Genomic DNA, 24,241 nt, shown 5'->3' with positions numbered 1-24,241 from the left:
TTAACGGAAGGCCCTTACGTAAACCTCCTCTCAAGGACTCTTTTGTGAATCCCCACCCCCGTGAGGAAGAAGGCGAAGCCAAAGAGGGCCAGCATAGCAAAGTCCAGCGGAAGCGGAAGGTAACCCTTCCCGAGGGAATGCCTGAGAGCATCAACGTAGTAGGTGAGCGGTGAAGCGTAGGAAACCCAGCGCGCGTAGGGTGGGAGCTTTTCGAGGGGCACAAAGATGCCGCTGATGAAGAGCAGTGAGAACTTGACGAGCGAGGATATCATCATAATGTCCGCTGGGACGTCCGTGGGTGGGTAGGAGGACATCAGAATCGTCATCGCCGAGAAACAGCCAATTGCAAGGAGCGTCGCGGCCAAAAACGTGAGGAAGCCGGGGTGGACTGAGAGGTAAATACCAGCGGGAATCGAGATCGTGAGGGTTATCGCCAGCCCGAAGTAGAAGGAAGCCTGGAGGTCGCCTAGGAGAACTGTAGTTAGGGAGACCGGAGCAGTTATGAGCCTCTCAAAGGTCCTTCCCCTGCACTCCCAGGGAATTATCGTGGGACCAACTGCCGTTGAGGTAAAGAAGGCAGTCATCGCCGTCAAACCAACAAAAAGCTGGACTCCCGAGAGATTTCTGCCAATGAGAAATGCTAAAAAGAGGAAGAAGGGGAAGATCAGGCCCATTATCACGACTGGTCCCTTGATATAGAATATCAGCATGTCCTTTTTGGCTATTGCAAATGAGCGCTTTAGAGTCTCAATCATTTTCACCACCGACCAGAGCTAGGAAGACATCCTCTAGTGAGGGAGACAACGTCCTCAGACTCACGATTCTTAGTCCCTTCCTCTCGGCGTAGTGGACCAGTTCCCTAACCGTTGCATCCGGATCTTCGGTGAAAACCCTCGCCTTGTCACCCATCACTTCAACTCGGATGGCCGAAGCTATCTCCGAAGGGTCGAAGTTCATCGGCTCAAAGCTCACCTCAACGGAGACGTGGCCCTTCACCAGTTGTTTAAGCTTCTCAGGGGTGTCAACGGCCACGAGTCTTCCCTTCCTTATTATGCCCACTCTCTCACACAGCTCGTTTGCATCGGCCATGTTGTGGGTCGTCAGGAATATCGTCTTTCCGTTTCTCTTTTCCTCGCGGATGACTTCCTTTATCATTCGCGCGCTTATTGGGTCGAGCCCGCTCGTCGGCTCGTCTAGAATCAAAAGCTCAGGGTCGCTTATCATCGCCATGGCCAGTATTAACCTCTGCCTCATGCCCTTTGAGAAGCCCCGAACTTTTATGTTCCTCTTTTCATAGAGGCCGAAGAGCTTGAGGAGTTCAATAGAACGCTTTTCTATCTCTTCCTTTCTCATTCCGTAGAGCTCGCCCATCAGGCGGAGGTTCTGCATCGCGGTTAGGTCAACGTAGGGATTCGCCATTTCCGGGACTATACCTGTTCTCTCCCTCGCTTTTATCCTCTCACGCTCATCAAGCATATCGTAGCCCAGAACGCATATCTCTCCTGAATTGGGAGTTAATACTCCAGTCAGCATTCTTATCGTTGTCGTCTTTCCGGCACCGTTCGGGCCGAGAAAGCCAAAAATCTCGCCGGTTTTCACGTTAAAGCTCACGTTATCGACGGCGAGGAACGAGCCGTAGTACTTGGTGAGGCCCTTCGCCTCGATTGCGTTCATGCCACGCACCCATATGAAAAAATTCTCAATGGTTAAAAAGATTCCTCATGAGACAATTTCGTGTGTTGTGAAAATACCTGCACAAGACTTATATGTGAAGATTTCTTCATAAGTATGGTGAGTCCAATGAGACTGGCGATTCCCGCTGAAGAGAATAGAGGTTTAGAGAGTTTCGTTAGCGAGCATTTTGGAAGGGCCAGATACTTCGTCTTCGTGGATGTGGAGGGGAATGAAATTAGGGGCGTTGAGGTCGTTGAGGTTCCCTTCGAGGAGCACGGTCCAGGTGATCTGCCGAAATTTATTAAGGAGCATGAAGGAGAAATCGTGCTCGCATACGGAATGGGGCAGAAAGCAATTGCTTTCTTTAACCAGCTGGGGATAACCGTTGTTACGGGAGCACATGGGAGGATAAAGGACGTCGTTGATGCTTTCATAAAACAAGCACTGGAAGTTGACCCCCATTGGAAAGAGAGAATAGAACGTGAGAAAAACAAGTAACGGGATGAGAATCAGAGACAGCACCTCAATTCCCAAAAGAAGATTATTCTCCTAGCAGGCCTTTTATAATCAGCTCCGTTGCTTCTTCCTCGGTTAAACCCTTAGCCATGAGCTGGACAAGCTGGGCCTCGTTTATCCTTCCTATCGAAGCCTCGTGCGTAAGTTCTGCCTTGTCATTCTGTACTCTCAGCAGAGGAACAGTCTGAACATCGGCGTTTCCCTTAACGATCTCATGGCACTCAACATGAGCCCTCGCGTAGTCTCCGAGACCATAAGCCTCGTTAACGACGTTGACTTTTGAATTATCGAAGGCTATGACCGTACTCTTCAGGGTTCCCCTCGAATGAGCGCCTTCGAGGCAAATTACCTCCCTCATCTCAACGAAGTCGTCTTTTACCGCCTTCACCTTTGATATAAGCTCCGCAACGGCGTTATCATCAAGCCTTGCACTCATCTCGAGTTTCAGTTCCCCCACCCGGTATTTGACAAGGGAAAACCTGCCTGTGTACCTGCTGTTTTTGCCAACATCAACCTCAGTCTTGCCCACCATTCTCACACCCTCGCCGTGTACGTGCTCGTCGTCATAGACTACGGTAGAGTCCCTCCCTATTTCTATCTTAGTTAGAGCATCGTGCCTGAAGTCTTTAGCGTAAGGGAAGATGCAGTGGGATGTAAACTTCACCTTTGAGTTCCTGCCGACGGTTATATCAAAGATTACCCTCTGGTAACCCTCCCGTTTCAAGTAGCCTGTGCAGAGGTGGATGGGGAAGGGAAGCTCAACGTTGTCCTCGATTATAACTTCCGCCCTAACGCCGTTCTCAATCTCCTCGCCCCTTATCTCAACTCCAGGGACGTTGTTGAGGCCGATTATTCTGTCCCCGCTGATTATTATTGCCGCTATCCTGTTTCCAAAGAGTGAGATGTCAAGGCCCTCTTCCTGATAGACCTTAACTAGGGCCTCGTACTCTTTAACATGGTCTATCTTTATTACCATACTCAACCCCCCCGAAGATACACCTCCCACAGGTCTTCCGGTAGTAGTCGACGACCTCACGTGAGAAGCCCCTCCTGACAATCCTTCCAGCACAGATGAAGTAGGCAAAATCAGTCTTGACGGCAATCTCCTCGTGGTGGGTTATGAGGATAACGGTTGTCCCAACCTTCCTGAACCGTTTAAGGAGGGCCTCTATCACCTCACCCGCCGTTATGTCGAGGCCGGAATCAGGCTCGTCCAGTATGGCATACCTTGGCCTGAGGAGAAGAAGTGAGGCGAGCTCAACCCTCTTTCTCTCTCCGCCGCTCAGGTTCTTGTCGATTAACCTGCCGGCGTAGAGCTCGTAGGGGAGGCCAACGAACTCGAGGACTTCTCTGATCTCGTCCTCGTCAACGCTCAGCTTCCCCCCGAGTGTTAAGTAGTCCCTCACGGTTATCCCCTCATAGCGGGCGGGCTCCTGCCATGCCATACTTATCCCTAGTTTTGCTCTCTCGGTAACGCCCAGCTCTGTAATGTCCTTACTGTCAAGGAGAACTTCTCCCGATGTGGGTTTAAGCTCTCCCATCAGAATGCGGGCTATCGTTGATTTTCCCGCCCCGTTCGGGCCGAGTATTGAGTAACTGATCCCCTCCCTGAAGGCCATGTTTATCGAACGAAGGATTTTTCTGCCTCCTCTTGCATATTCAACGTTCCTCAGGCAGAGCATTTTTATCAAGAATTTCTCAAATGAATTTAATTTAAATCTTTTGGGGCAAACCTGTCACCTTAAAAAAATATCGGGAAACGGCGGGTAGCCCCTCTGTTTCCTCCCTCAGAACCTTGCAGTTCTAGAGTTTTGCTATTCTCTGCCATGACTTAAAGTAACCCACAAGGAAGGGTATCTGGACTATGGGTGTTATGGCGGTGGAATTGCCCTCAATCCTGTTCCTGCTGCTAAGGCTGTGGCCATGTGGTTCCTGTAGGGAATTTCAAAAGCTCTGTAGAGGAAAGTCATCGCGAGGAGAGCGGTTAAGTAGTAGATGATAAGGGGCATTGGGGCAAACTCAACAATGCCCGGCTTGCCCGCTATGAACCTTGCCTTCTCCATAAAGATATCTCCAAAACCTTTATATTCAAAAATTCTCATTTTCATCCAGTTATATTGTGATTATGGTGAGAAAATATGAATACCACAGAGGTCCTAAGAAGGCTCTCTGAACTGGGGGATGTCTTCACCAAGAAGGAGGCCCAAGAGAAGCTTGGCATAACTACAAGACAGCTAAACTACTACCTTAACATTCTCCTCAGAGAGGGATTTCTTCGGAGAATCGCCAAGGGCATCTACACCCTCTCCTTAGAACCTGGAAGGGCCTCTTCGCCTCACGAGTTCCTTTTAGGCCAGTTGTTGGTGCCTAACGGGGCAGTTGCGTACTGGTCCGCCCTCAACTACTACGGGTTAACAGAGCAGATTCCAAGAACGGTTTTCATCCAAACTCCAGTAAAGAGGGGTTACAAGGAGCTCTTGATACTTGATGGCAAGAGGTTCAGGGTAGTTGTAGTCCGACCTGAGAAGTTTTTTGGAATTAGAACCATACGCTTGGACGCAGGGAGGTTCGGATAACAGATCCAGAAAAGACGATAGTGGACTGTCTAGACAAGCCTAAGTACTGCGGGGGAGTAATCGAGGTCGTTAAGGCCCTCAAGAACGCGAGGCTGGATTATGAAAAGTTGCTGGAATATGCTGAACGGATGAAGAGCAAGGCCATTCTGAAGCGTTTGGGATTTTTAAGTGAGAAGCTGGGGCTCGGGATTGAGAATGAAATCCAGCTTTCTGAAAATGACAAGAAGAGCTTCGCATTCCTCGACCCCTCAATGCCCTCTGGAGGCCGCTTCAGCTATCGGTGGGGCCTGAGGATTAATGTTCCGGAGGATTATTGGGAGGAGGTAGAATGATTGAGGAGGAGATAAAGGCCCTAAGTTCTGAGCTTGGGGTTCCGGGTTCCACTGTTGAAAAAGACTATGCTATAAGCTGGATGCTCTACGGACTCTGGAAATCAAAGTTTTGGAGGATATTGGCCTTCAAGGGAGGTACCTGCCTGAAAAAAGCTTATTTTTCAGACTACCGGTTTTCCGAGGACCTTGACTACACCCTGCTTTTAGAGGAGCCGGATATAGGGGATGTCCAAGCTAAAATAGCCGAAGCCGTTGAAGCGGCCAATGAGGGGCTCGTTCAGTTCCTTGATTTTGAACTGAGGCCAAGATACGGAGTGAAGCTTTTTCCGGGAGAGCTTCTTGGGTTTGAAGTTCGGATTCCGTTTAGACTGCTCAGCAGAACCGGAAATCCTCCGAAGATTAAGATGGACATAACCCTCGAAAAGTACGAGAAGATATTGCTACCCCTCCAAGAAAGGCCGATTCTGCATGGGTATTCAGACAGCCCAAGGTTTTCTGTGGTAAGCGTTAGGACCTATAGCTTGGAGGAAATACTGGCTGAGAAAATCAGGTCTCTGTTCCAGAGAACGAGGCCGAGGGATTTGTATGATATATGGTTTCTAAAAAGCGTTGCTGACCTGAGAAGTGTGACACAGATACTCCGTCCCAAGTTTGAGGCTAAGGGGGTTGAACCTGATATACATGCCCTTCAAGGTAGAAAGCCCTACTATGAAAGGGCCTGGGAGAGCAGTCTGGGTCATCAGTTGAGGGAACTTCCAGAATTTAGTACCGTATGGAACGATGTTCTAGAATTAGTAAAGGAGGTTCTAAGCGAGCAAAGCCATAAAGCTGTGCAGGGAAAAGAACATTAAAATGCTCACCCCAGATGACTTGGGAATTGGCTTGGGTGATAACCATGCGGCTCATTCCGCTCGCCTCTGAAAGCCTCGGTGTCAGGAGTTTGGCGACGTTCGTGGAAGCTGGAGGGGTAAGAATTCTCATCGACCCCGGTGTCGCCCTCGGTCCGAAGCGCTACGGCCTTCCGCCAGCGAAAATCGAGCTTGAGACCCTTCAAAAAATGAGGCGGAAGATACAGGGCTACGCGAGGAAGGCCGATATCGTGACGATTTCCCACTACCACTACGACCACCATACCCCTTTCTTTGAGGGCCTCTACGAGAGCTCCAGCGAAGCCTTTGCGAGGGAAATCTACGAGGGGAAGCAACTTTTCATAAAACACCCCACTGAAAACATCAATTTCAGCCAGAGGAAGCGCGCCTGGGCCTTTCTCAAGAAGGCGGAGCCGATGGCGAAGAGAGTTGAGTTCGCCGACGGAAGGAGCTTCGACCTCGGCGGCGTTACGCTGGAGTTCTCGCCGGCGGTTCCGCACGGCAGCGAGGGCTCAAGGCTTGGCTTCGTGGTCATGGTTCTCATCGACGACGGAACCAGGCTAATCCACGCCAGCGACATACAGCTCCTCAACAGGAAGGCCGTCGAGTGGATAATCGAGAAGAACCCCGACGTCCTCATAACGGGCGGACCGCCGACTTACCTCGGAAAGCGCGCCGAGGGGAGCTGGGAAACGGGGATTAAGAACCTCAACGAGATAATCCGCGAAACGAACGCCCAAATAATCCTCGACCACCACATCGTCAGGGATAAAAACTACCCGCGCTTCTTCGACGAGCTTGAGAAGAGACCGAAGACCTTCGCCGGCTTCCTGAAGGTCGAGGACAGGCCGCTGGAAGCCTACAGGAGGGAACTCCACAAAATCGAGAGGGGCGAGAAAGCCGAGGTGCCCTTTAGCGTTTAGACATCAGCGACCAGAGCTCTTTAGCCCATAGCCGGGCCTTCCTCAGTGTAACCTCCCTCTCCGACAGAATCCAGCCCTCAAAGACTTTCACCGATACTGGCTCCGTGCGTAAGTGCTCGAGGACCTTCCTCACGTACTGCCTCTCGGTGTAAGCCCTTCCCAATTTTCCGAACCTGCTGACGATGCACAGGATAAACACTGCAACCTTTTTACCTTCCAGACCTTCGTTTTCATCAAGGAATCGCATGACCTCTGGCAGGGGACGCTCGTAGTAAATCGGCGTGCCGACTACCACAAGGTCGCAGTCCTCGATGGAAAACTCTTGAACGGGCTTTACAATAACCTCGGCCCCGAGACCTCGAAGCGTTTCCCCTATGAGCTTTGCAACCTTTGCCGTTGCCCCGCGTTTTGTTCCGTAGACGATGCAGGCCCTCATCTCAATCACTTGGAAGCCGGGATATATAGGGGTTCCGAGGAAATCCTTAAATCAACACACGGGAAGTTTTAAGCAGGTGAGACCGATGAGGAGCTTTTACATCGCTCACGAAGAGGATATAAAGGCTGGAAAGACGACGGACGTCTACTTCATTCGAACGAAGAAGATACTGACCGAGAAGGGAATCCACAGGAAGGTTTTCGCCGACGTCACGACGACTTCCCTTCCAAGGGGATGGAAGTGGGGCGTTCTCGCGGGAATCGAAGAGGTAGCAAAGCTCCTCGAAGGTTTACCGGTGAACGTCTACGCGATGAGAGAAGGAACGATATTCCACCCCTATGAGCCGGTTCTCCAGATTGAAGGCTACTACGAGGAGTTCGGAGTCTATGAAACAGCTCTACTCGGAATGCTCAGCCAGGCAAGCGGGATAGCGACGGCCGCCTTGAGGATAAAGATTGCCGCGAACTTCAAGCCGGTCTACTCATTTGGAATAAGGCACATGCACCCGGCCATAGCGCCAATGATTGACAGAGCGGCCTTCATAGGTGGTTGCGACGGTGTGAGCGGTGTTCTTGGGGCTGAGATGATCGGGGAGAAGCCCGTTGGAACCATGCCCCACGCGTTAATACTCACAGTCGGTGACCAGGTGAAGGCCTGGAAGTACTTTGACGAGGTCGTCGAGCCCGAAGTCCCGAGGACGGCTCTCGTTGATACGCTCTGCGACGAGAAGTTCGAGGCGCTGATGGCGGCCGAGGCTCTGGGTGAGAGGCTGACAGCGGTAAGGCTCGACACACCGGGCTCGAGGAGGGGCAACTTCAGGAAGATAATCGAGGAGGTCCGCTGGGAGCTTAACTTAAGGGGCTACGACTGGGTGAAGATTTTCGTGAGCGGTGGGCTAGACGAGGAGAGCATAAGGGAAATCGTTGACGTTGCAGACGCCTTCGGCGTCGGTTCTGCGATAGCGAGCGCAAAGCCGGTAGACTTTTCCCTCGACATCGTTGAGGTTGAGGGGAAGCCGATAACGAAGCGCGGGAAGCTGAGCGGAAGGAAGCAGATATACCGCTGTGAGAACGGCCACTACCACCGAGTTCCGGCAGAGAAAAAGCTCGAACGCTGTCCAGTCTGCGGAGCTAAAGTAGAGCCGCTCCTACAGCCCCTCATCGAGAACGGCGAGATCGTGGCCGAGCTCCCGAAGGCAAGGGAGATAAGGGAGTATGTCCTTGAGCAGGCCGAGAGGTTCAAGCTGAGCCTTGAATGAACTTTTCTTTTGAACTTTTCTTTAACTTCTTATTGTCCAACAATCCCGCAGAAAAGCCCAACAGGGAATAGGAAAGAGAGGCCTTCAGGCCTCCTCGAGGATGATGGCACCAACAGGGCAGGCCTCAGCGGCCTCCTGGGCGCACTCGAGGTCGGTAACATCAACGATCGGGTGAGCCTTTCCGTCGTCTCCCATCTCGAAGACGTCCGGGCAGAGGCTAGCACAGATGGCATCACCAATGCAGGTGTCGACATCGACGGTAACCTTCCACGCCATGGGACATCACCGCATTTAAGTGAACTCCGGCCAATATAAAGTTTTCGTCGGGGAAACGGGCAGAGGGGGGCAAAGATACGTAGAAAAGGGATGAACAAAGCACCTCAATGAACATGTGAGGTGGTGATTGGTCAGTAAAGACCAAGCCTCTTTTTGTACTCGGGGCTGATTCTGTCCGGCGTCCACGGCGGGTCAAAGGTTAGTTCGATTTCCGCGTCCTTAACGCCCGGAATCTCGAGGATTTTGTCCTCAACGGCCCTGAGAATCCACATGGTGAGAGGACAGCCCGGTGTTGTCATCGTCATCTTGACGTAAACAGTGTTGTCGGGGTTGACCTTCAGATCGTAGATGAGGCCGAGGTTGACGACGTCGATGCCAATCTCGGGGTCTATGACCTCCTTGAGCTTCTCGAGTATCATCTCCTCGGTTATCTTGACGTCTCCAGCCTCCTTAACTTCCCTCTCGCGGTTGATGGTTATAAGGCCGACCCCGTCGAGCTTTCCGAGCTCTGAGTGGAGCTTTATGAGGACGTTGTCTATATCGGGCGTGTCTTTGGCAAGTGTAACTGTTACGTTCCCCTTTTCGTCAACCTCGATTGAGCGAATGAACTTCTCATCAACGACGGATTTTACGACCTTTTCAACCTCTTCCTTCGTAACCATGCTCACCACCGCTCCAACTTAAGAACTACACATTTAAACCTTTTGGGTCAAAGTTGGGAACTAACGGAGGAGAACGTCCCCCATCAGCTCGACGGCCATTTCCGGACTCAACGCCCTCGCGCGCGTCTCCCTGAGAACTCTCTGAAGGGCCAAACGCTTCGTTGAAGGGGCTCGCCTGAAGAGCTCCCACAGGAGGGGACAGCCGAAGCTTAACCTGTATTCTCCGCCGATTATCTCGATGATCTCTCCCTTGTCAAGGGCGAGAAAGGCGGGAAAGTTGAGGATAACGATGCCGTCCTTCTCGTAAATCGAAATCAGGCCCGAGCTGAGCATATCGCCGGTTGAGAGGATCCCAATACCGAGTCCCCTCGCCTTTCTCTCAACGGCTTCCATGACCATTGAGTGACAGCGGCCGCATATCGGCGCGCCCTTTTCGATGAGTTCCCTCATTGTCTCCTCGTATCCCGGCACATCGACGAGTAAAGCCTTCTCTGAGCGAACCTTCTGGAGGGTTTTTTCGCCCATCTGAGGCAGTTTTGCGGTTATTGGGACGACGTCAAAGCCCGCCCAGCGCAGGATTTTCAGCGTTGCGGTGCTGTCGGAGCCTGCTGAAAAGGCCACCGCCACTTTAACGCCCGTTGGTCTTCGTTCAAACTCCCTTCCTTCGAGGCGAAAGAGGATTAGCTCCTTCAAGCGTGAATACGCGCTCTCGCCTATCGCTCCCCTCACGCGCTCGAGGGCCTCAAGGTTGTAGCGGAGACGGTAGCGCTTTACCTCGTCTTCGATCGGGGCGAGCATAATAACGCTCAGGAAGGGGAGTTTAAAAGTTCTCGGGAAAACCTTAAAAGAGGCCCGATAGACTCGTTCACGAACAAAAATCCTTCTGGAGGGGTTCAAGATGAAGGAGATAATTGAGAGGGTTAAGGCCAAGACGAGCATCCCCGTCTACGAGAGAACCATAGAGAACGTTCTGTCTGCCATTCAGGCGAGTGGGGACGTCTGGAGGGTTGTTGATCTCAGCGAAGAACCGCTTCCGCTTGTCATTGCAGTCGTTACAGCCCTTCACGAGCTCGGCTACGTGACCTTCAAGGACGGTGAGGTTATCCTCACGGAGAGCGGGAAGCAACTGGTGGAGAAGTACGGGATCGGGGCGAGGGCCGATTACACCTGCTCGCACTGCGCCGGCAGGACGGTTGAGCTTGACGCATTCGGTGACCTCCTCGCGGAGTTCAAGGAGATGGTCAGGGACAGGCCCGAACCGGTTCACCAGTTCGATCAGGCCTACGTTACCCCCGAGACAACCGTGGCAAGGATAGCCCTGATGCACACGAGGGGCGACCTGGAGAACAAGGAGGTCTTCGTTCTGGGCGACGACGATCTAACCAGCGTGGCACTCATGCTCAGCGGTCTACCCAAGAGGATAGCCGTTCTCGACATCGACGAGAGGCTGATAAAGTTCATCGAGAAGGTCGCGGATGAAATCGGCTACGAGAACATCGAGATATTCACCTTCGACCTCAGGAAGCCCCTGCCTGACTACGCGCTCCACAAGTTCGACACATTCATCACCGACCCACCCGAGACGGTCGAGGCCATAAGGGCCTTCGTCGGCAGGGGAATCGCGACCCTCAAGGGACCAGGCTGCGCCGGCTACTTCGGCATAACGAGAAGGGAAAGCTCGCTCGACAAGTGGCGCGAGATTCAGCGCTTGCTCCTCAACGAGTTCAACGTCGTCATAACCGACATCATCAGGAACTTCAACGAGTACGTCAACTGGGGCTACGTGGAAGAAACCAGGGCTTGGAGGCTTCTCCCGGTCAAGGTCAAGCCCTCTTACAACTGGTACAAGAGCTACATGTTCAGGATCCAGACGCTTGATGGCTCGAGGGGCTTTGAGGACGAAATAACAGTTGGCGACGAGCTTTACAACGACGAGGAAGCTTCCACAACATGAAAAATAAAGGGGTCACCTCTTCCCCCTTCTCCTCCTGTTTTCGAAGAGCACGATGCCGTAAAAAGCCAAACCCAAGATCAGGACGATGCTGATCAGGGCTATATACTGTCTTTTTTCGCTCCGCCATGGGTTCTCGGCCCTGAAACCTGCCAGCGGAACGGCCCTCACAATGAGGGGGTTCTTCGGCGTGTATATGTACACAACGCCATCGAGCGAGTCCGTCTCCACGGTTGAACTCGCGTTTCCAACGTATTCGCCGTTCCTGATCCTGAGCAGGGTCGCGTTCTCGACCCTTAGAATACCGTCGCTCTTCTCGGGCACCGGGATCTTAGCGTAGAGAACCCTCTTGAGGAAGTGCCACCCCTTTCTGTAGAGATCCGTATTGAAGAGACCGGCACTCTCAAGCCCCCACAGAACGGTCGAGGTGGACTTTATTCCCGCCGGGGCTCCAGGGGAGTATCCCCAGCCGCCCTCAGGGCTCTCGCGTTCCCTGAGGATCTCAAGGGTTCTGTTGAGGGCATTCTCCCGTCCGAACTCCTTGAAGACGATGAGGGCGTATGCGTAGTAGTATGTGGGGGAGGTGTTCGTCAGCCCTTTCTCCAGGGAATCCAGTATTGGTGAGTAGTTCAGGGTAACGTTGAGGCTGTGGAGCACCCAAACCACGTACTCGGTGTTGTAGAAGTCACCCCATCCAGTGCCGTTTCTGTGGTTCAGCAGGTAGTTCACTTCCCGGGTATAAGGCCTCCCCAGGATCGCCTTTATCCTCGCTATCTCCGCTATCTGCCAGGCCTTCAGTGAGGGGTAAGCACTCTCATTGGGGAGCTCAACCTCCATGCCGCAGGAGAGGAAGTACTTGGCGTAGACGACCCTCTCCCAGTCAAACCGCAGCTGGGGCTGAATCTGCTCCAGATACGGGCAGGCTATCTCCTTCAGATTTCCAAATCCGCTGACGTAAGAGGCCTCAAGGAGCTCAACCGGATTGTAGCGGAGCGTTCCCCAGAAACCGAAGTGCTCCATACTCAGGAGTTCTTTCAGGTACTTTTCATCTCCCGTTGCGTAGAGTAACAGCGCGGTTTCAAGGGGGCCCTTCGGTGAATAGTTGGAGGGCACCTCCGGGTGGGATCCAAGGTAGGAGAGTGCAAAGTACTTGAAGGCGGTCTCGTTCATCTCCTCGGCCAGATCGCGATTCCTGAGTGCAATCGCACCGAAGGCGAATTCTGCATCGGTTTTCGGCCTGTGAAGGGACAGCCAGGCCCTTCCCCTCTCGACGGCCTTTTTGGCCTGATCCCTCAGCCTGGGCATGTTGGGATCGACGTACTTACTGTTGATGAACTCCTCAAGGGCTGCAACCGCTATGGCAGTGCCGAGGTAGTCCTCCCACGAACCGTCGGGCTTCTGTTTGAATATGAGCCAGTACGCCGCGCCGTTTATCGTCTCGGTGTACCTCCCCCGGGCGATGCTTTCACCTCTTATAAGGGCCATTAAAGCCAGACCCGTGAACTTTGCCTCGTGCTCCGCCCCGTAAACCCTGCCCCACGAATCGAAGGGCGTTTTTATCGCCATCAACCACTCGCAGCCTTCAAGTACAGGAGCGTAATCGCCGGCATGGTACAGCGCGATGACCGCCAGCGAGGTCTCCGGAACGGTTGGAACGTAGACGTAGGGCTTCTCCACGGTCGATGCGGAAGTTAAGGGCAACGGGAGGAGTAACAGAAGTGCCAGAGTAACCGCTAGAACCTTGTATTTCATCACGATCACCTCAGGAAGAAGAGGAAAAGGGAATAAAAAGTTTGTCAGCCGTAGTAGACCTTAACGTCGAGCTGGTAGCTGGCCGACCAGTAGTAGGTGTCGTAGGCGTAGACGACGAAGTACCAGGTTCCCGGGGCGGGGTTGCTGTACTCGACGTGCTCGCTCGAGCCGTAGTTCTCGGAGCGGTCCACGAGGTTCTGGTTGTTGTCGTAGAGGTAGAGGTCGAGGTCGTCGTAGCTGCTTCCGCTGAGGTCGCCGGTTATCTTGGTGGCGCCGCTGTTGACGGTCATCTGGTGGACGTTGTAGTTGTGGTAGCTGACGCTTCCGGTGAAGGTCTTCTCGTCAACGGTCGGCTGGGGCTGCGGCTCTGGCTGCGGAGCCGGCTCGGTTCCTCCGTTGTCGCCACCGCTGCTCGGCTGGCCAAGGCTGCCGTCGCTGACGACGTCAACCTGGTAGTTGGCCGAGCCGCTGTAGCTGACGACCTTTACCGTCCAGGTTCCAGCGCTCGGGTTGTAGTAGCCGACCTTTTCGAAGCCGTAGTAGGCGGTGTAGGAGTAGTCCACCTGGTTGCCGTTCGGGTCGTAGAGGTAGAGGTCGAGGTCGCTCTTGGCGTTGTCCCAGTAGAGGGTCGCGGTTACGAAGGAGGCACCGCTGATCGTGAACTCGTGGGTCTCGGTTCCCTTGTCGGCAACGTAGCCGGTGAAGGTGAGCTTGGCGTAGCTGTCGTAGTGGGCAGCCTTGTAGGCGTTGACCCTACCGGCACCGTAGGCGATGTCGGCTATTTCATCGGGCTTGACTATGTCAGCGGTCTCGATGAGGGCCTTCTTAACCTGGTCCGGTGTCCAGTTCGGGTGGGCCTGGAGGATGAGGGCGGAGATTCCCGCAACGTGCGGGGTGGCCATGCTCGTTCCCGGGGCGGCAACGTAGTAGTCGCCTATGGTGACGTCGGTGAGCTGGGTTCCGCTGGCGCGTGCAGCTATAATCCAGTTACCCGGAGCGACGACCTCTGGCTTGAGCCTGCCGTCGGCGGTCGGGCCCCTGCTGGAGAAGTCAGTTATCGTGTCGTACTTGTCAACGGCACCGACGGTTATGACCTTGCTGGCCGCGGCAGGGGAGCCGATCGTGTACTTGTCCGGTCCGCTGTTTCCAGCGGCGACACAGACGACTATTCCGGCGTCCCAGGCGTTGTTAACGGCCTGGCTGAGTGAGTCGGTACCGTCGGAGCTCTGGCTTGAGCCGAGTGAGAGGTTGATGACCCTTATTCCGTACTTGTCCTTGTTCTGGACGGCCCAGTCAACACCCTCAATTATAGTAGATATGCTTCCGGAACCGTCAGCGCCGAGGACCTTGATTCCAACGAGCTTGGCTCCAGGGGCCATGCCCTTGTACTTGCCGTTGCTGGCTGCGCCGGTTCCAGCGGCTATCGAAGCGACGTGGGTTCCGTGACCCTGGTCATCGTAGGGGGTGGTCTTGCCGTTCACGAGGTCCTTCCAGCCGATGACTTTACCCTGAAGGTCCGGGTGGGAGGCGTCGATACCGGTATCGATAATGGCGATTGTTATTCCAGAGCCATCGTAGCCGAGGTTCCACATGTTGGTGGCCATAACCTGGGCGGCGGACTCGTCGAGGCCCTCGGTCTCAACGGCAACCTTAACCTTGTAGTCATCCTGAATGAACTGGATTCCCGAAACGTGGACGCTTCCAAAGAAACCACTCCTTGCGAGGCCGGATATGAGGAGAAGATCCTTGGTCTTCATCTTAACGGCCAATGCCGGGATGATGTGGTAGTTGTACTTTATTTCAACGCCGAGATTCTTCAGGGCCCTAACCGCCCTCTCCTTGTCGGCCTGGCTGTCGAACATTATTATCGTCTCTATCTCCTGATTGATTCCCATATGCTGGATCTTCTTGAAGAGCGATGGAGTCAGGAGACCGTAGTCCTTGTCACCGTAATAGCCAGTGGTGACTGCCGGGGCGGGCGCCGCTGCTGTGGTACCCATCATGAGTCCGACGAGCACCAGGGCAAACAACATAACAACCTTCTTCATCTTTCGATCACCTTTGTCTAATCCTAAGGGTCCGGGACCATATCCCGTCATTCCAGTACCACAATGGACACTCAAGACATTATAAATGTTTTCGTGCTGAATTAGAATCTCCCCAAAATTGAGGATAACCTCCCCCAAATATGGGGATAATACAGACAAAAAAGATAACACAAAGTGCCGTTTTGCAGTATCGCGAAAACGAAAAATTTTCACCCAAGTTGTGTGCAGGCATAGAACGTAATACAAAAAGGCAGGTTTGGTTTTTAGCCACAAATACCAGTAGTAAGTTCGATAATCAAACTAAATCGACTAAAAAGATTTAAATCTAAACGTTGAGACCACTGTGCCATGAGGAAAACGACCAGAATAACGCAGGGCCTCAGCGAGAAGAGGGCCAAGATCACGGTAACAAAGACCAAACGCAGAAACATCGCTATACTAGCCGTCTCCATGTTCCTTGCCAACGTTGCCTTTGGAATGGCCTTTCCTTACCTCGGCGTCTACATGCGCCTCCTCGGCGCGAGCATGTTCATGGTTGGACTGCTAAGCGTCGCCTTCAACCTGACCTCGACGGTCTTTCAGTACCCATTTGGCTGGCTCTCCGATTCAACGGGCAACAGGAAGGGCTTCATATCCTTCGGCTTAGTCTCGTTTGGGCTTTTCTACGCGATGATGGCATTCGTGGGCTCTGCAACAGGCGTTTTAATCCTCAGAACTCTCCAGGGAATTTTTGGCTCAGCCATGATGCCAGCTCACTCCGCACTAATTTCAGAGCTCTCGACGAGGGCCGGCTCGATATTCGGCCTCTTCAACTCCATTGAGAACGCCGGCTTCATGGTCGGCAACTTCCTCGGCTCCGCGATAGTCAAATCTTTTGGCGTGAGGAGACTTTTCCTGATCTCGGGCCTTCTCCTCTTCGCCTCGGCTGGAATAGTCCTCCTGATCCGCGAACGCTCCAGCGGACGACGTTCTATCCTAGGCATGATTCTCGTGCAGGAGGGTAGAGAAAGCTGGCGGGCAACGGTTAAGGGCTCGGCCTTCAGAAAGCTCATGCGCGGGTACCTCGGGCTCTTCTACGTCACGGTCTTCCTCGTCATGGTCGCCAGCGGGCAGTTCTACAGCGTTTCCTCCGTTTACTTCAAGGAGACCTTCGGCGAGTGGAGCGTTGGAGTTATCTTCGGCATCGAGAGCCTCGCCGCGGCGTTAACCGGCTACTTCCTCGGGAAGCTGATAGACAGGCACGGCGCGAAGAGGTTTTACCTGATAGCGATAGCGGGTTACGGTTTGGCTTTCCTGCTCTACGCCGTCGTTAGAAACGTCTGGCTCGTCTTTGGAATAGCCTTCCTCTCGGGCGTCAAGTGGGTTCTGACAATAAACTCGACCTCCGCCTACGTGGCGCAGAACGTCAGGGTGAGCGAGAGGGCTCAGGGAATGGGCCTGCTCAACGCCATGATGAGCCTTGGCTGGGTCGTCGGGCCTTTGATTGGGGGCTACCTCTCGGGGATAAGCTTCCAGCTGAACTTCATGAGCACGCTGATTCCACTCGGGCTAGCCTTTTTATTGGCTCTCAGACTGCCAGGGTGATGCACTCGGGCGGAACGCGCTCGACGATTCTCACGTTCCTTCCGGCCTTGTAAACCCTCAGGCCTTTTCTCCTCAGGCATTCCGCATCTATGATGAGCAGAACGACGTTCCTCCCGTGCCTTCTGCCCGTTTCTATCGCCTCCTCCCTGCTCGTGCTGAGGTGGACGAACTGCCTCCCCATCGGCCTGAGCCCCTCGCGCATAATTCTCCCGAGGTTCCTCCTCGGCGTGCCGTGGTAAAGGAACCTCGACTCCGTGTCCTCCTCGTGGTCGAGCTTAACCTTGAAGCTGTGGCCGTAGCGGGCGCGGATTTTGCCGTCTCTAATCTCGTAGCGCCCCTTGGAGTCCCTCGCGACTATCTCCCTCACGAACTCCTCTGTAACGCCGGGATAAACCGTTTGGAGGGCTTTAACGAGCTCGTCCAGCGGGACGAAGCCCTCCTCATCTGGCTTTAGTCCGAACTCCTCCGGCGAGTGGCGAAGAATGTATGCCATTAACCTGCTGACTCTCCTCCTGCTCATGGCGGTGAGAATATGGAAACAGAGAAAAAAGTTTTACGTGTATTCACTCCCCAGAACGTTTGGTGCCTTAACTGTTTTCTTGACGTTTATGTCCCTGATAACGAACGTTGAATACGACCTACCGACTTCACGGAGGACGTAGGACTGGCCGGTGTAGTCCGTCACGGGAACCTCCGCGACGATGGTAAAGGCAGTAGAACCGCCAACGGGAGTACCGTTCATAAACTGAACCTTGAGGTCGCATCGCGTATCTCAAGGGAGAAGTTCACCGAGTCGTTGTCGGCAAGCTGTGAGATGAAGTCCTTAAGATCGCTGAAGTTGAGCGTGTAGTAGAGAACCTGACTGTCGTTTTCGAAGCTCATGTTGATCGGGGCGTACTCTATGTACTTCTTGATGAGGGCGAGCTCGTTCTCGTCCCACATCGACCTTATAGCAGCTCTCAGAGTGGCGTTTGATACGTTGGCGGGTATCCCGACCCACTGGTTTCCCATGAGCACGTAGAAAGTGTCGTTGTAGAATATAAACCGAACGAACGAGGAAAGCCCCTGAGGGAGCACAGTTGTTGTCAAATTCATGTCGAAAACTCTCCCGTCAAAATCCACGTAGAGGCTTCTCCTTCTCAACACCGTCATGTTGCGCCTGAGCGAAGGGGAACCATTGGAGATGGCCTCCAGTTCCAGTATAAAGCTCTCGTTCTCCTCTATCGTCCCTCGGTGAATGCCCTCAACGATCCTCCGCAGGTCATCGAGGGAGAACCTCTTCGGGGAGTGCTCCCGTGTGGAGGTTATACTCGGGGTTTGGGAGAGCGAAGTTGAGTTCCCAGTCGAAGACGTTGAATTATCAGTTGACGTGTGAGTTGACGTAGCGGTTTGCCCGCTCAGGCAGCCGCTGATCAAGACCACGAGGAGGAACGCGATTATAATCGGGACTTTTCTCATGGAATCACCCCCCTGTAACGCCGGATTGCACATGAAACCGAACGTTAAAAAATTAACGCCAAGACATGAAGTAATCGGAAGGGGCTGAAAAGAGTGGAAAGGATCAACACCTCACCTGAGCTTCCTCAGCGCCATCTCCGCCGCGACGCTTATCGGGTCTATCGTCGGGCTTATCGGCGGGGCGTAGGCGGTCTCAAGGTAAACGATATCTTCTACCGCCGCTCCCTTCTGAGCCAAGGCCGAGAGCGTCATTATTCTGCCCCAGACGCGCTCGCCGCCGACTATCTGTGCCCCTATGAGCTTTCTGTCGGACTTCCGGAAGAGAACCTTGACCGTTATCGGCTTTCCGCCGGGGTAGTACTCGGGCCTCGTGGAGCCCTTGAACTTGCCGACGGCAACTTCAATCCCTTCTTTCTTTGCCCTCTCCTCCGTTATTCCAAAGGTGCCTATCTCGAGGCCGAAGAGCTCGGTTATGGCCGTGTTGAAGACAGGCCTGAAAGAGACGTCCTTTCCCGCTATGTGCTCCGCCGCCACTTTTGCCATCCTGACCGCTGAAGTTCCGAGCTGGCTGAGCGTTCTCTCGCCGGTTACCGCATCTATCACCTCGGCGCAGTCGCCTATCGCGTAGATGTCCGGGTCGCTTGTCTGGAGGTGCTCGTTGACCACTATTCCCCTGTTAACCTCAAGCCCCGCCTCCTTTGCGAGGTCTGTGTTGGCCCTGACGCCGGTCGCGACGAGAACCAGCTTGGCCGGAACCTTCTCGTCGCCTATCCTAACCGCCTCAACGGGACTGCCGATTATCTCGCTAACCCCAACGCCGAAGCGGAAGGAGACGCCGTTCGCTTCCATCTCCTTCTGAACGAGCTTCGCGGTGTCTTTGTCGAGCATCGTCGGCATTAGCCGGTCCATTAGCTCAACGACGAGAACCTCCATTCCGAGCTTCGCAAAAGCTTCAGCTCCCTCAAGGCCAATTAGACCCGCGCCGATGACTACCGCTTTCTTCGGCTTCCTCTCGGCGATGTAGGCTTTAATCCTCCTCACGTCGTCGAGGCTCTTGAGGGTGAAGACGCCCTCGTTCCCGACGCCTTTAATCGGCGGGACGAAAGCTTTGGAACCAACTGCCAGAACGAGCTTGTCGTAGGGGACCTCGCCCTTGTCGGTGATTACGACCTTCCTCTCGCGGTCTATCGCCTTCGCCTCGGTGTTGAGCATGAGCTTTATCTTCTGCTTTTCGTAGAACTCGTTCGGGAAGACGATGACGTCTTCGGGCTTCTCTATCGTCCCGCTGATGACGTGGGGTAGAGCGCATGGCGAGTACTGCATCGTGCCTTCCTTCCCGATGACAACTATCTCCGCCTTCCTGTCGAGCTTCCTCATGAAGAGGGCGAAGTTGCTTCCAGCTGTTCCAGAACCGATAACGACGATTTTCATGAGCACCACCAGCTTGAGAAGGGCGCGGAGGTATAAAAAGTTGGCTTTGGAAATGGCGTTGCCTTTTCAAAAAGAATGCGCTGGGGAGGAGACAAACGTCAAGGTTTCCCGTCAGCGCATCCACTTTCTCGCTATCACCGCGACGATGAGGGCCATGAAGACGGCGCCGGTCAGGGCTTCAAGGGCGCTCAAAGCCTTGAGCCAGCCCGTCGGGTGCATGTCCCCGTATCCGAGGGTCGTGAAGGTCACGAGGGAGTAGTAAAGTTGATTTAGGATATCTGTTACGGGTTTACCTGTACTTTCCAATATTTTGCCCAGAGAAAGCCAATTTGTTAGAATGTTATACAGAATCGCAGACCATATAATAACGTTAGCACTTGCTAGTAGAGTCTTCTTCCAGTTTGTGCCATATTCACTAACGCCATCCGCAAGTATCTTTTCCACTTGTACATTAATCCAGGTCCCAAGATAGTTTAGAATAGCTTTTGTCTTATTCTTAAGGCCCTTAGCATTAGCAAAATTTTCTTTTGCTTGTGTCATTCTAAGTTTTCTCTTAGCGCGCATTTCAAGGACGAACATTCTATCGGCTTCGTCGCGTTTGCCTTCTTTTTCAAAACTTAGACGCTGAACACGAAGGGCTTCTATAATTGATTGGAGATTTGAGAAACGTGAACTGAAGAACTCCCAGAGTTTGGAGAGATTTGTTTCGTTTTTTAGGTTTCCTAAAAAATCCGCTCCCTGTCTGAAGTCGCAGTTAGCAAAGCTTAGCTCATCGTGAAACTTAGGTGCCGGCTCCTCTAAAGTTAAGTTTTCATCAACAAAAACAGATAATCTCTCAAAGACAGAACCTTCAAACGTAGTTTTGCTTTTAAATTCTGCCCCTTGAAATTCGACTGCTTTTTTGAACTCAACTTCTTTAAATTGAGTTTCATTATAGAACTTTACGTTTTTGAAACTCGCTTCCTTCTCAAACACAGCAAAGTTGAAGAAAACCTCTCTAAACTTCGAAAAGTCAAAGGATGCATTATCTCGAAATATTGATTTTACAAAGCTAGTTTCTTTTCCTAGAAATTTAGATTTTAACACATTAATAGAGCGTTCAAAAGTACAATGCATGAAATTAGTGTCCCCTCTAAATTCTGTTTCTATAAATTCAGACTCAGCAGTAAATGTAACCCCATTAAACAGGGCACCCCCCCTAAAAATAGCTTCTCGGAATATGACTCGTCCATGAACAAGCTCAAATCCTACTTTAGAAAGTTCAGAGGTTCCTATCTGGATTTTAAATATAGCATTTTTAAACCAAACAGGCTTTGAAAATTCTGTCTTTAAGAATAATGCATATTTGCCTACAAAGTTAGCGCCAATAAACACTGTTTTTCCTTTGAATTGCGTATTCTGAAACACTACACCCTTAAACTGAGTCTCTCCAAAATATACCTTTCTTTTAAATATCACATTCTTAAATACAACTGGACTTATCTTCCAAATCATTTCATAAGGTGTTCCATCAGTACCAACTGGAATTGCTAAAGAATAGTTTCCACTAAACTTCACTCCATTAAACGAAGTGATTCTATTAAACAAAACATCTTCAAACAATACTTTCTCTTTAAACTCAGCAAAATCAAAAAGAGCAGAAGTATTGAATACTGTTTTCTTAAATAATACGTGCCCATTAAACTTTGCACCATTGAAGTTTGCACCATATGCTATCTCATCGATTCTTTCAAAATACAGAGCTAACATTAAATTTCCTAATGGATCACCTGGATCCTTAAGAAGAAAGTCCGAAATGAATGTCCCATCTTTTCCATTGAATTGTGCTCTATCAAATGTTAAATTCTTGTCGAAAACAGTTTCGTAAAATACAGCATCTCCCTCAAAGACAGCTTCTTCAAAACTGACATTTTCTTTAAAAAGTGCATATCTAAAGGGGAACTCACCTTTCCATGTGACGTTCCCTTTGGGATCTTTATATTCAACTTCAGTAGTTTTTGGAAATACAAACCCCCTCGCATCTATTGACTTTTCAAAAACCAGCCTTTTCACTTTCTTCCCATTAACCTCAATCTCCTCAACTCTTGGTTTAAACCTCTCCAAAAACTTCCGGTAGAACTCAACTGCTTCCTCCTCACTCTTGTTCGGCTTGTGAAAAATGCAGTACTCTTGGTCGGCAGTTTCAGGGTCGCAGTTCCCAAAGTGCGCCATCTTGCACATGATTGCATGTTACTCGACTTAACAATAAAAGCTTTTTGGTTCGATGAAATTAGTCAACAACCAAAATCAAAAGAAAGACTTCAAGGCTCCACTACAGTCCCGCTGTGCTTTCCTCTCACGACGTCGAAGAGGTGATAGGCGTCCTTCTTGCCGACGATGTAGGTCCTTATCCGCCCGCGCTGGATGAACTTTGCCGCCAAAGCATCGACGACACCGCTTCCGCCGGCTTTACTCTCGGCCTCCATCGCAATCTCGACGAGCTGTTCAGGGGTTATCCTGTCGAGCTTCTTCGCGTTCGGGTTCTTCCTCGGGTCGGAGTCGTAGACGCCGTCCACGTTGGTTACGACGACAAGAAGGTCGGCCTGGAGGTACTCCGCGAGGAGGGCCGAGACGGCATCGGTCGTGTGGCCCGGATGAGTTCCGCCCATTATCGGTATCTTCTTGAGCTGTATGACCTCCCACGCCTTACGGAAGTCCTGAATGACGAAGGGATAGGCCTTCTCGCCGAGCGCCGCTATGAGGAGCATCGCGTTCGCCCTCGTGATGTGGATTCCTATGTAGTCCTTGAAGGTCTCGTTGGGCGTGAAGGTCTTCGCGGCCTTGATGTATTTGCGCGCTACCTTTCCACCGCCGACAACAACCGCCACCTCGTGGTCCTCGCTTATCTTGATGAGCTCGTACGCTATCGCCTTGATGAACTCGACGTCCGGGTCTTCGGGAACGAGAACAGAGCCACCTATGTCGAAGACGATTCTCATGACGACCCTCACGGTGCTAATCGGCTCGATTTATAACCTTTTTCTTGACGGAGGGATGTTAAAAGGGAAAGCCGGGAGAAAGGCTCACCCAATCTGGAACGCCGAGCTTCTCAGCTCACCGCGCTCGAAGCGATACGGGTCGTACCACTCCCAGTCCAAGGGAACCTTAGAACGGCCCTTCGAGATTAGCTCGGCCATGGCCTGGGCAACGGCCGGCGCCATCATGAAGCCGTGTCCAGAGAAGCCCGCCGCAATGTAGAAGTTGTCCAAAAGCTTCCCGATTGCAGGGTTGCTGTCGGGAGTTTTGGCGTAGAAGCCGGCCCACTGCCTCACAACGTGGGCGTAGCGGAGCGGAGGGGCGATTCTCACGGCGTAGCGGAGGACCCCGCGCAGGAAGTCGTAGGTCGGCTCAACGTCTTCCAAGCTCTTTGCCTCGTGCTCTATCCCCGCACCGCAGATGATTCCGCCGTCCTCGCCGTCCTGGATTATGTAGGCGTCTTCCCAAGCTGGCGGGCACACCAAAGGCTCGGCCTGTCCCCTCTCAAGCGGTTCCGTTTTGACGAGCTGGTGCTTGTAGGCCTTAATCGGGACGAGGTCGCGCTTTAAGCCGGCCATTTCGTTGATTAGGGGCGCCCAGGCGTTGGAGGCATTTAGAACAGCGTCAACCTTAACGCTCTTAACTTTCCCGTTGCTCCTGAACTTTACAGCGGTTATAGTGTCTCCCTCGCGCTCAAGTCCAACTACTTCAGTGTGCTCGCGCGCGTCAACGCCAAGCTCCCTCGCTTTCTGCAGATAGGCGAAGAGCGTCTTGAAGGGGTTCGCCTTGGCGTCCTTCGGGTTCCACGCTCCCGCCAAAAACGGCTCGGTGTTGAGGATGGGCACTACCTCCTTCGCCTCATCCATGTCGATGAGCCTCGTCGGGACGCCGAAGCGGTTTTGCAATTTTATGTTGGCCTTGAACGCCTCAACTTCTTCTTCGCTCGTCGCTAAGAACAGGTAGCCGGTCTGGTTGAAGCCTATATCCGCCCCAAGCTCCTCCTCAAGTTTCTCCCAGCGCTCGACCGAGTGCTTCATGAGCTTGATATTGGCTTCATCCGTGAACTGGGCGCGTATTCCAGTGGCACAGCGGAAGGTGGAGCCTGAGCCGAAGTAGTTCTTCTCAAAGAGAATAACCTCCTCACCGAGCCTGGCCAGCTCGTAGGCCGTGGCGACCCCGATTATTCCGCCTCCGATTACCGCGATTCTACTCATCGGCACCACCCACGATGACCTCTACGCGGACCGGCCGAATCGGGACCCTCGCCTTCGGAAGCGGTATCTCCTCGGGCCTCTTCCCGGTCTTCCTCGCGAGGATTGAGATTACGATTGGAATGCACGTCCTCCCCTGGCACGGCCCCATGCCGACGCGGAGGAGCCTCTTAATCTCCTCGATGTCCGTGACGCCTGAATCTATGAGTCTCTCGACGTCTTCAACCGTTATGTCGTTACAGCGGCAGACGATTTTCTTTCCGGTCATG

General features: G+C 52.6%; 27 protein-coding genes. 8 read left to right on the top strand and 19 right to left on the bottom strand.

Features of this window, described 5'->3' with window-relative positions:
* Nucleotides 1–14 precede the first annotated feature (14 nt).
* Both TAM4_RS09915 and TAM4_RS09910 read right to left on the bottom strand, forming a co-directional pair.
* Complete coding sequence (locus tag TAM4_RS09915; RefSeq protein WP_014123090.1) at nucleotides 15–755, bottom strand: ABC transporter permease; 741 nt, start codon at nucleotides 753–755, stop codon at nucleotides 15–17.
* Nucleotides 748–1,674 (bottom strand): daunorubicin resistance protein DrrA family ABC transporter ATP-binding protein, encoded by a 927-nt coding sequence (locus TAM4_RS09910; protein ID WP_014123089.1) that lies wholly within the window; start codon nucleotides 1,672–1,674, stop codon nucleotides 748–750. The genes TAM4_RS09915 and TAM4_RS09910 overlap by 8 nt, the downstream gene beginning before the upstream one ends.
* Before the next feature lie 126 nt (nucleotides 1,675–1,800).
* On the opposite strand from TAM4_RS09910, the gene TAM4_RS09905 reads away from it, so the two are divergent.
* Nucleotides 1,801–2,172 carry a NifB/NifX family molybdenum-iron cluster-binding protein gene (locus TAM4_RS09905; RefSeq protein WP_014123088.1) on the top strand — a complete coding sequence of 124 codons (372 nt, stop codon included), beginning with the start codon at nucleotides 1,801–1,803 and terminating at the stop codon, nucleotides 2,170–2,172.
* Between the two features lie 43 nt (nucleotides 2,173–2,215).
* On the opposite strand, the gene TAM4_RS09900 is transcribed toward TAM4_RS09905, so the two are convergent.
* From TAM4_RS09900 to TAM4_RS09890, 3 genes are all read right to left on the bottom strand, one after another.
* A complete protein-coding gene (locus tag TAM4_RS09900) occupies nucleotides 2,216–3,166 on the bottom strand; it encodes a SufD family Fe-S cluster assembly protein (protein WP_014123087.1) in 951 nt (316 codons plus the stop codon).
* Nucleotides 3,141–3,872 (bottom strand): ATP-binding cassette domain-containing protein, encoded by a 732-nt coding sequence (locus TAM4_RS09895; protein WP_014123086.1) that lies wholly within the window; start codon nucleotides 3,870–3,872, stop codon nucleotides 3,141–3,143. The genes TAM4_RS09900 and TAM4_RS09895 overlap by 26 nt, the downstream gene beginning before the upstream one ends.
* A 189-nt stretch (nucleotides 3,873–4,061) precedes the next feature.
* Nucleotides 4,062–4,298, bottom strand: coding sequence for a hypothetical protein (locus TAM4_RS09890; RefSeq protein ID WP_148258698.1), 237 nt, complete (start codon nucleotides 4,296–4,298; stop codon nucleotides 4,062–4,064).
* Between the two features lie 30 nt (nucleotides 4,299–4,328).
* Between TAM4_RS09890 and TAM4_RS11920 the strand changes: the two genes are divergently transcribed.
* The 4 genes from TAM4_RS11920 to TAM4_RS09875 are packed head-to-tail and all read left to right on the top strand — an operon-like array spanning nucleotide 4,329 to nucleotide 6,890.
* Nucleotides 4,329–4,766, top strand: coding sequence for a type IV toxin-antitoxin system AbiEi family antitoxin domain-containing protein (locus TAM4_RS11920; protein ID WP_014123084.1), 438 nt, complete (start codon nucleotides 4,329–4,331; stop codon nucleotides 4,764–4,766).
* A 20-nt stretch (nucleotides 4,767–4,786) separates the two neighbouring features.
* Nucleotides 4,787–5,098 (top strand): hypothetical protein, encoded by a 312-nt coding sequence (locus TAM4_RS11915; protein ID WP_237702089.1) that lies wholly within the window; start codon nucleotides 4,787–4,789, stop codon nucleotides 5,096–5,098.
* Nucleotides 5,095–5,949 (top strand): nucleotidyl transferase AbiEii/AbiGii toxin family protein, encoded by an 855-nt coding sequence (locus TAM4_RS09880; protein WP_014123083.1) that lies wholly within the window; start codon nucleotides 5,095–5,097, stop codon nucleotides 5,947–5,949. Before TAM4_RS11915 ends, TAM4_RS09880 begins: the two co-directional genes overlap by 4 nt.
* A gap of 44 nt (nucleotides 5,950–5,993) precedes the next feature.
* The gene (locus TAM4_RS09875; RefSeq protein ID WP_014123082.1) at nucleotides 5,994–6,890 is read left to right on the top strand and encodes an MBL fold metallo-hydrolase; all 897 of its coding nucleotides are present in this window, start codon (nucleotides 5,994–5,996) and stop codon (nucleotides 6,888–6,890) included.
* Here TAM4_RS09875 and TAM4_RS11550 read toward each other — a convergent pair.
* Entirely contained in the window at nucleotides 6,880–7,326 is a 447-nt protein-coding gene (locus TAM4_RS11550) for a flavodoxin domain-containing protein (protein WP_014123081.1), read from the bottom strand. The two genes, TAM4_RS09875 and TAM4_RS11550, sit on opposite strands and share 11 nt — an antisense overlap.
* 85 nt (nucleotides 7,327–7,411) lie before the next feature.
* On the opposite strand from TAM4_RS11550, the gene TAM4_RS09865 reads away from it, so the two are divergent.
* Nucleotides 7,412–8,584: a nicotinate phosphoribosyltransferase gene (locus TAM4_RS09865; RefSeq protein WP_014123080.1), complete on the top strand. Its 1,173-nt coding sequence runs from the start codon at nucleotides 7,412–7,414 to the stop codon at nucleotides 8,582–8,584.
* Nucleotides 8,585–8,668: 84 nt separating this feature from the next.
* Here the strand turns inward: TAM4_RS09865 and TAM4_RS09860 are convergent, their stop codons facing one another.
* The 3 genes from TAM4_RS09860 to TAM4_RS09850 form a co-directional block, all read right to left on the bottom strand.
* Nucleotides 8,669–8,860, bottom strand: coding sequence for a ferredoxin (locus TAM4_RS09860; RefSeq protein WP_014123079.1), 192 nt, complete (start codon nucleotides 8,858–8,860; stop codon nucleotides 8,669–8,671).
* Between the two features lie 131 nt (nucleotides 8,861–8,991).
* Nucleotides 8,992–9,522, bottom strand: coding sequence for a metal-sulfur cluster assembly factor (locus TAM4_RS09855; RefSeq protein WP_014123078.1), 531 nt, complete (start codon nucleotides 9,520–9,522; stop codon nucleotides 8,992–8,994).
* Nucleotides 9,523–9,582: 60 nt separating this feature from the next.
* Nucleotides 9,583–10,320 (bottom strand): N-type ATP pyrophosphatase, encoded by a 738-nt coding sequence (locus tag TAM4_RS09850; protein WP_014123077.1) that lies wholly within the window; start codon nucleotides 10,318–10,320, stop codon nucleotides 9,583–9,585.
* A 100-nt stretch (nucleotides 10,321–10,420) separates the two neighbouring features.
* Between TAM4_RS09850 and bpsA the strand changes: the two genes are divergently transcribed.
* A complete protein-coding gene (bpsA, locus tag TAM4_RS09845; protein ID WP_014123076.1) occupies nucleotides 10,421–11,476 on the top strand; it encodes a N(4)-bis(aminopropyl)spermidine synthase in 1,056 nt (351 codons plus the stop codon).
* A gap of 12 nt (nucleotides 11,477–11,488) precedes the next feature.
* Here bpsA and TAM4_RS09840 read toward each other — a convergent pair whose 3' ends face one another.
* Together TAM4_RS09840 and TAM4_RS09835 are read right to left on the bottom strand one after the other, a co-directional pair.
* Nucleotides 11,489–13,225: a hypothetical protein gene (locus tag TAM4_RS09840; protein ID WP_014123075.1), complete on the bottom strand. Its 1,737-nt coding sequence runs from the start codon at nucleotides 13,223–13,225 to the stop codon at nucleotides 11,489–11,491.
* A gap of 44 nt (nucleotides 13,226–13,269) precedes the next feature.
* Complete coding sequence (locus TAM4_RS09835) at nucleotides 13,270–15,273, bottom strand: S8 family serine peptidase (protein WP_048150637.1); 2,004 nt, start codon at nucleotides 15,271–15,273, stop codon at nucleotides 13,270–13,272.
* Between the two features lie 348 nt (nucleotides 15,274–15,621).
* Here TAM4_RS09835 and TAM4_RS09830 point away from each other — a divergent pair, with 348 nt between their 5' ends.
* A complete protein-coding gene (locus TAM4_RS09830) occupies nucleotides 15,622–16,857 on the top strand; it encodes an MFS transporter (protein ID WP_014123073.1) in 1,236 nt (411 codons plus the stop codon).
* Here TAM4_RS09830 and TAM4_RS09825 read toward each other — a convergent pair.
* The 8 genes from TAM4_RS09825 to TAM4_RS09795 form a co-directional block, all read right to left on the bottom strand.
* Nucleotides 16,841–17,377 carry an RNA 2'-phosphotransferase gene (locus tag TAM4_RS09825; RefSeq protein WP_048150633.1) on the bottom strand — a complete coding sequence of 179 codons (537 nt, stop codon included), beginning with the start codon at nucleotides 17,375–17,377 and terminating at the stop codon, nucleotides 16,841–16,843. The two genes, TAM4_RS09830 and TAM4_RS09825, sit on opposite strands and share 17 nt — an antisense overlap.
* Nucleotides 17,378–17,410: 33 nt before the next feature.
* A complete protein-coding gene (locus TAM4_RS11700; protein WP_148258696.1) occupies nucleotides 17,411–17,599 on the bottom strand; it encodes a hypothetical protein in 189 nt (62 codons plus the stop codon).
* Nucleotides 17,596–18,315 carry a hypothetical protein gene (locus tag TAM4_RS09820; protein ID WP_048150631.1) on the bottom strand — a complete coding sequence of 240 codons (720 nt, stop codon included), beginning with the start codon at nucleotides 18,313–18,315 and terminating at the stop codon, nucleotides 17,596–17,598. The genes TAM4_RS11700 and TAM4_RS09820 overlap by 4 nt, the downstream gene beginning before the upstream one ends.
* 111 nt (nucleotides 18,316–18,426) lie before the next feature.
* Entirely contained in the window at nucleotides 18,427–19,746 is a 1,320-nt protein-coding gene (locus TAM4_RS09815; protein WP_014123069.1) for an NAD(P)/FAD-dependent oxidoreductase, read from the bottom strand.
* Between the two features lie 111 nt (nucleotides 19,747–19,857).
* Nucleotides 19,858–21,966, bottom strand: coding sequence for a potassium channel family protein (locus tag TAM4_RS09810; protein ID WP_014123068.1), 2,109 nt, complete (start codon nucleotides 21,964–21,966; stop codon nucleotides 19,858–19,860).
* Between the two features lie 80 nt (nucleotides 21,967–22,046).
* Nucleotides 22,047–22,724, bottom strand: a complete 678-nt coding sequence (pyrH, locus tag TAM4_RS09805; RefSeq protein ID WP_048150627.1) for a UMP kinase — start codon at nucleotides 22,722–22,724, stop codon at nucleotides 22,047–22,049.
* A gap of 84 nt (nucleotides 22,725–22,808) precedes the next feature.
* Nucleotides 22,809–23,975: an FAD-binding oxidoreductase gene (locus TAM4_RS09800; RefSeq protein WP_014123066.1), complete on the bottom strand. Its 1,167-nt coding sequence runs from the start codon at nucleotides 23,973–23,975 to the stop codon at nucleotides 22,809–22,811.
* Nucleotides 23,968–24,240 (bottom strand): (2Fe-2S)-binding protein, encoded by a 273-nt coding sequence (locus tag TAM4_RS09795; RefSeq protein WP_014123065.1) that lies wholly within the window; start codon nucleotides 24,238–24,240, stop codon nucleotides 23,968–23,970. The genes TAM4_RS09800 and TAM4_RS09795 overlap by 8 nt, the downstream gene beginning before the upstream one ends.
* Nucleotide 24,241: the final 1 nt, after the last annotated feature.

This window comes from Thermococcus sp. AM4, assembly GCF_000151205.2.
Taxonomy (GTDB): Archaea; Methanobacteriota_B; Thermococci; order Thermococcales; family Thermococcaceae; genus Thermococcus.
Note: the sequence above shows the minus strand (reverse complement) of the source record. Positions and strands in the feature narration are given on the sequence as shown.

Excerpts from the sequence above, each read along its gene's own strand:
- TAM4_RS09915 (WP_014123090.1), bottom strand. The coding sequence starts at position 755 with ATGATTGAGACTCTAAAGCGCTCATTTGCAATAGCCAAAAAGGACATG.
- TAM4_RS09910 (WP_014123089.1), bottom strand. The coding sequence starts at position 1,674 with ATGAACGCAATCGAGGCGAAGGGCCTCACCAAGTACTACGGCTCGTTC.
- TAM4_RS09905 (WP_014123088.1), top strand. The coding sequence starts at position 1,801 with ATGAGACTGGCGATTCCCGCTGAAGAGAATAGAGGTTTAGAGAGTTTC.
- TAM4_RS09900 (WP_014123087.1), bottom strand. The coding sequence starts at position 3,166 with ATGGTAATAAAGATAGACCATGTTAAAGAGTACGAGGCCCTAGTTAAG.
- TAM4_RS09895 (WP_014123086.1), bottom strand. The coding sequence starts at position 3,872 with ATGCTCTGCCTGAGGAACGTTGAATATGCAAGAGGAGGCAGAAAAATC.
- TAM4_RS09890 (WP_148258698.1), bottom strand. The coding sequence starts at position 4,298 with ATGAAAATGAGAATTTTTGAATATAAAGGTTTTGGAGATATCTTTATG.
- TAM4_RS11920 (WP_014123084.1), top strand. The coding sequence starts at position 4,329 with ATGAATACCACAGAGGTCCTAAGAAGGCTCTCTGAACTGGGGGATGTC.
- TAM4_RS09880 (WP_014123083.1), top strand. The coding sequence starts at position 5,095 with ATGATTGAGGAGGAGATAAAGGCCCTAAGTTCTGAGCTTGGGGTTCCG.
- TAM4_RS09875 (WP_014123082.1), top strand. The coding sequence starts at position 5,994 with ATGCGGCTCATTCCGCTCGCCTCTGAAAGCCTCGGTGTCAGGAGTTTG.
- TAM4_RS11550 (WP_014123081.1), bottom strand. The coding sequence starts at position 7,326 with ATGAGGGCCTGCATCGTCTACGGAACAAAACGCGGGGCAACGGCAAAG.
- TAM4_RS09865 (WP_014123080.1), top strand. The coding sequence starts at position 7,412 with ATGAGGAGCTTTTACATCGCTCACGAAGAGGATATAAAGGCTGGAAAG.
- TAM4_RS09860 (WP_014123079.1), bottom strand. The coding sequence starts at position 8,860 with ATGGCGTGGAAGGTTACCGTCGATGTCGACACCTGCATTGGTGATGCC.
- TAM4_RS09855 (WP_014123078.1), bottom strand. The coding sequence starts at position 9,522 with ATGGTTACGAAGGAAGAGGTTGAAAAGGTCGTAAAATCCGTCGTTGAT.
- TAM4_RS09850 (WP_014123077.1), bottom strand. The coding sequence starts at position 10,320 with ATGCTCGCCCCGATCGAAGACGAGGTAAAGCGCTACCGTCTCCGCTAC.
- bpsA (WP_014123076.1), top strand. The coding sequence starts at position 10,421 with ATGAAGGAGATAATTGAGAGGGTTAAGGCCAAGACGAGCATCCCCGTC.
- TAM4_RS09840 (WP_014123075.1), bottom strand. The coding sequence starts at position 13,225 with ATGAAATACAAGGTTCTAGCGGTTACTCTGGCACTTCTGTTACTCCTC.
- TAM4_RS09835 (WP_048150637.1), bottom strand. The coding sequence starts at position 15,273 with ATGAAGAAGGTTGTTATGTTGTTTGCCCTGGTGCTCGTCGGACTCATG.
- TAM4_RS09830 (WP_014123073.1), top strand. The coding sequence starts at position 15,622 with ATGAGGAAAACGACCAGAATAACGCAGGGCCTCAGCGAGAAGAGGGCC.
- TAM4_RS09825 (WP_048150633.1), bottom strand. The coding sequence starts at position 17,377 with ATGAGCAGGAGGAGAGTCAGCAGGTTAATGGCATACATTCTTCGCCAC.
- TAM4_RS11700 (WP_148258696.1), bottom strand. The coding sequence starts at position 17,599 with ATGAACGGTACTCCCGTTGGCGGTTCTACTGCCTTTACCATCGTCGCG.
- TAM4_RS09820 (WP_048150631.1), bottom strand. The coding sequence starts at position 18,315 with ATGAGAAAAGTCCCGATTATAATCGCGTTCCTCCTCGTGGTCTTGATC.
- TAM4_RS09815 (WP_014123069.1), bottom strand. The coding sequence starts at position 19,746 with ATGAAAATCGTCGTTATCGGTTCTGGAACAGCTGGAAGCAACTTCGCC.
- TAM4_RS09810 (WP_014123068.1), bottom strand. The coding sequence starts at position 21,966 with ATGTGCAAGATGGCGCACTTTGGGAACTGCGACCCTGAAACTGCCGAC.
- pyrH (WP_048150627.1), bottom strand. The coding sequence starts at position 22,724 with ATGAGAATCGTCTTCGACATAGGTGGCTCTGTTCTCGTTCCCGAAGAC.
- TAM4_RS09800 (WP_014123066.1), bottom strand. The coding sequence starts at position 23,975 with ATGAGTAGAATCGCGGTAATCGGAGGCGGAATAATCGGGGTCGCCACG.
- TAM4_RS09795 (WP_014123065.1), bottom strand. The coding sequence starts at position 24,240 with ATGACCGGAAAGAAAATCGTCTGCCGCTGTAACGACATAACGGTTGAA.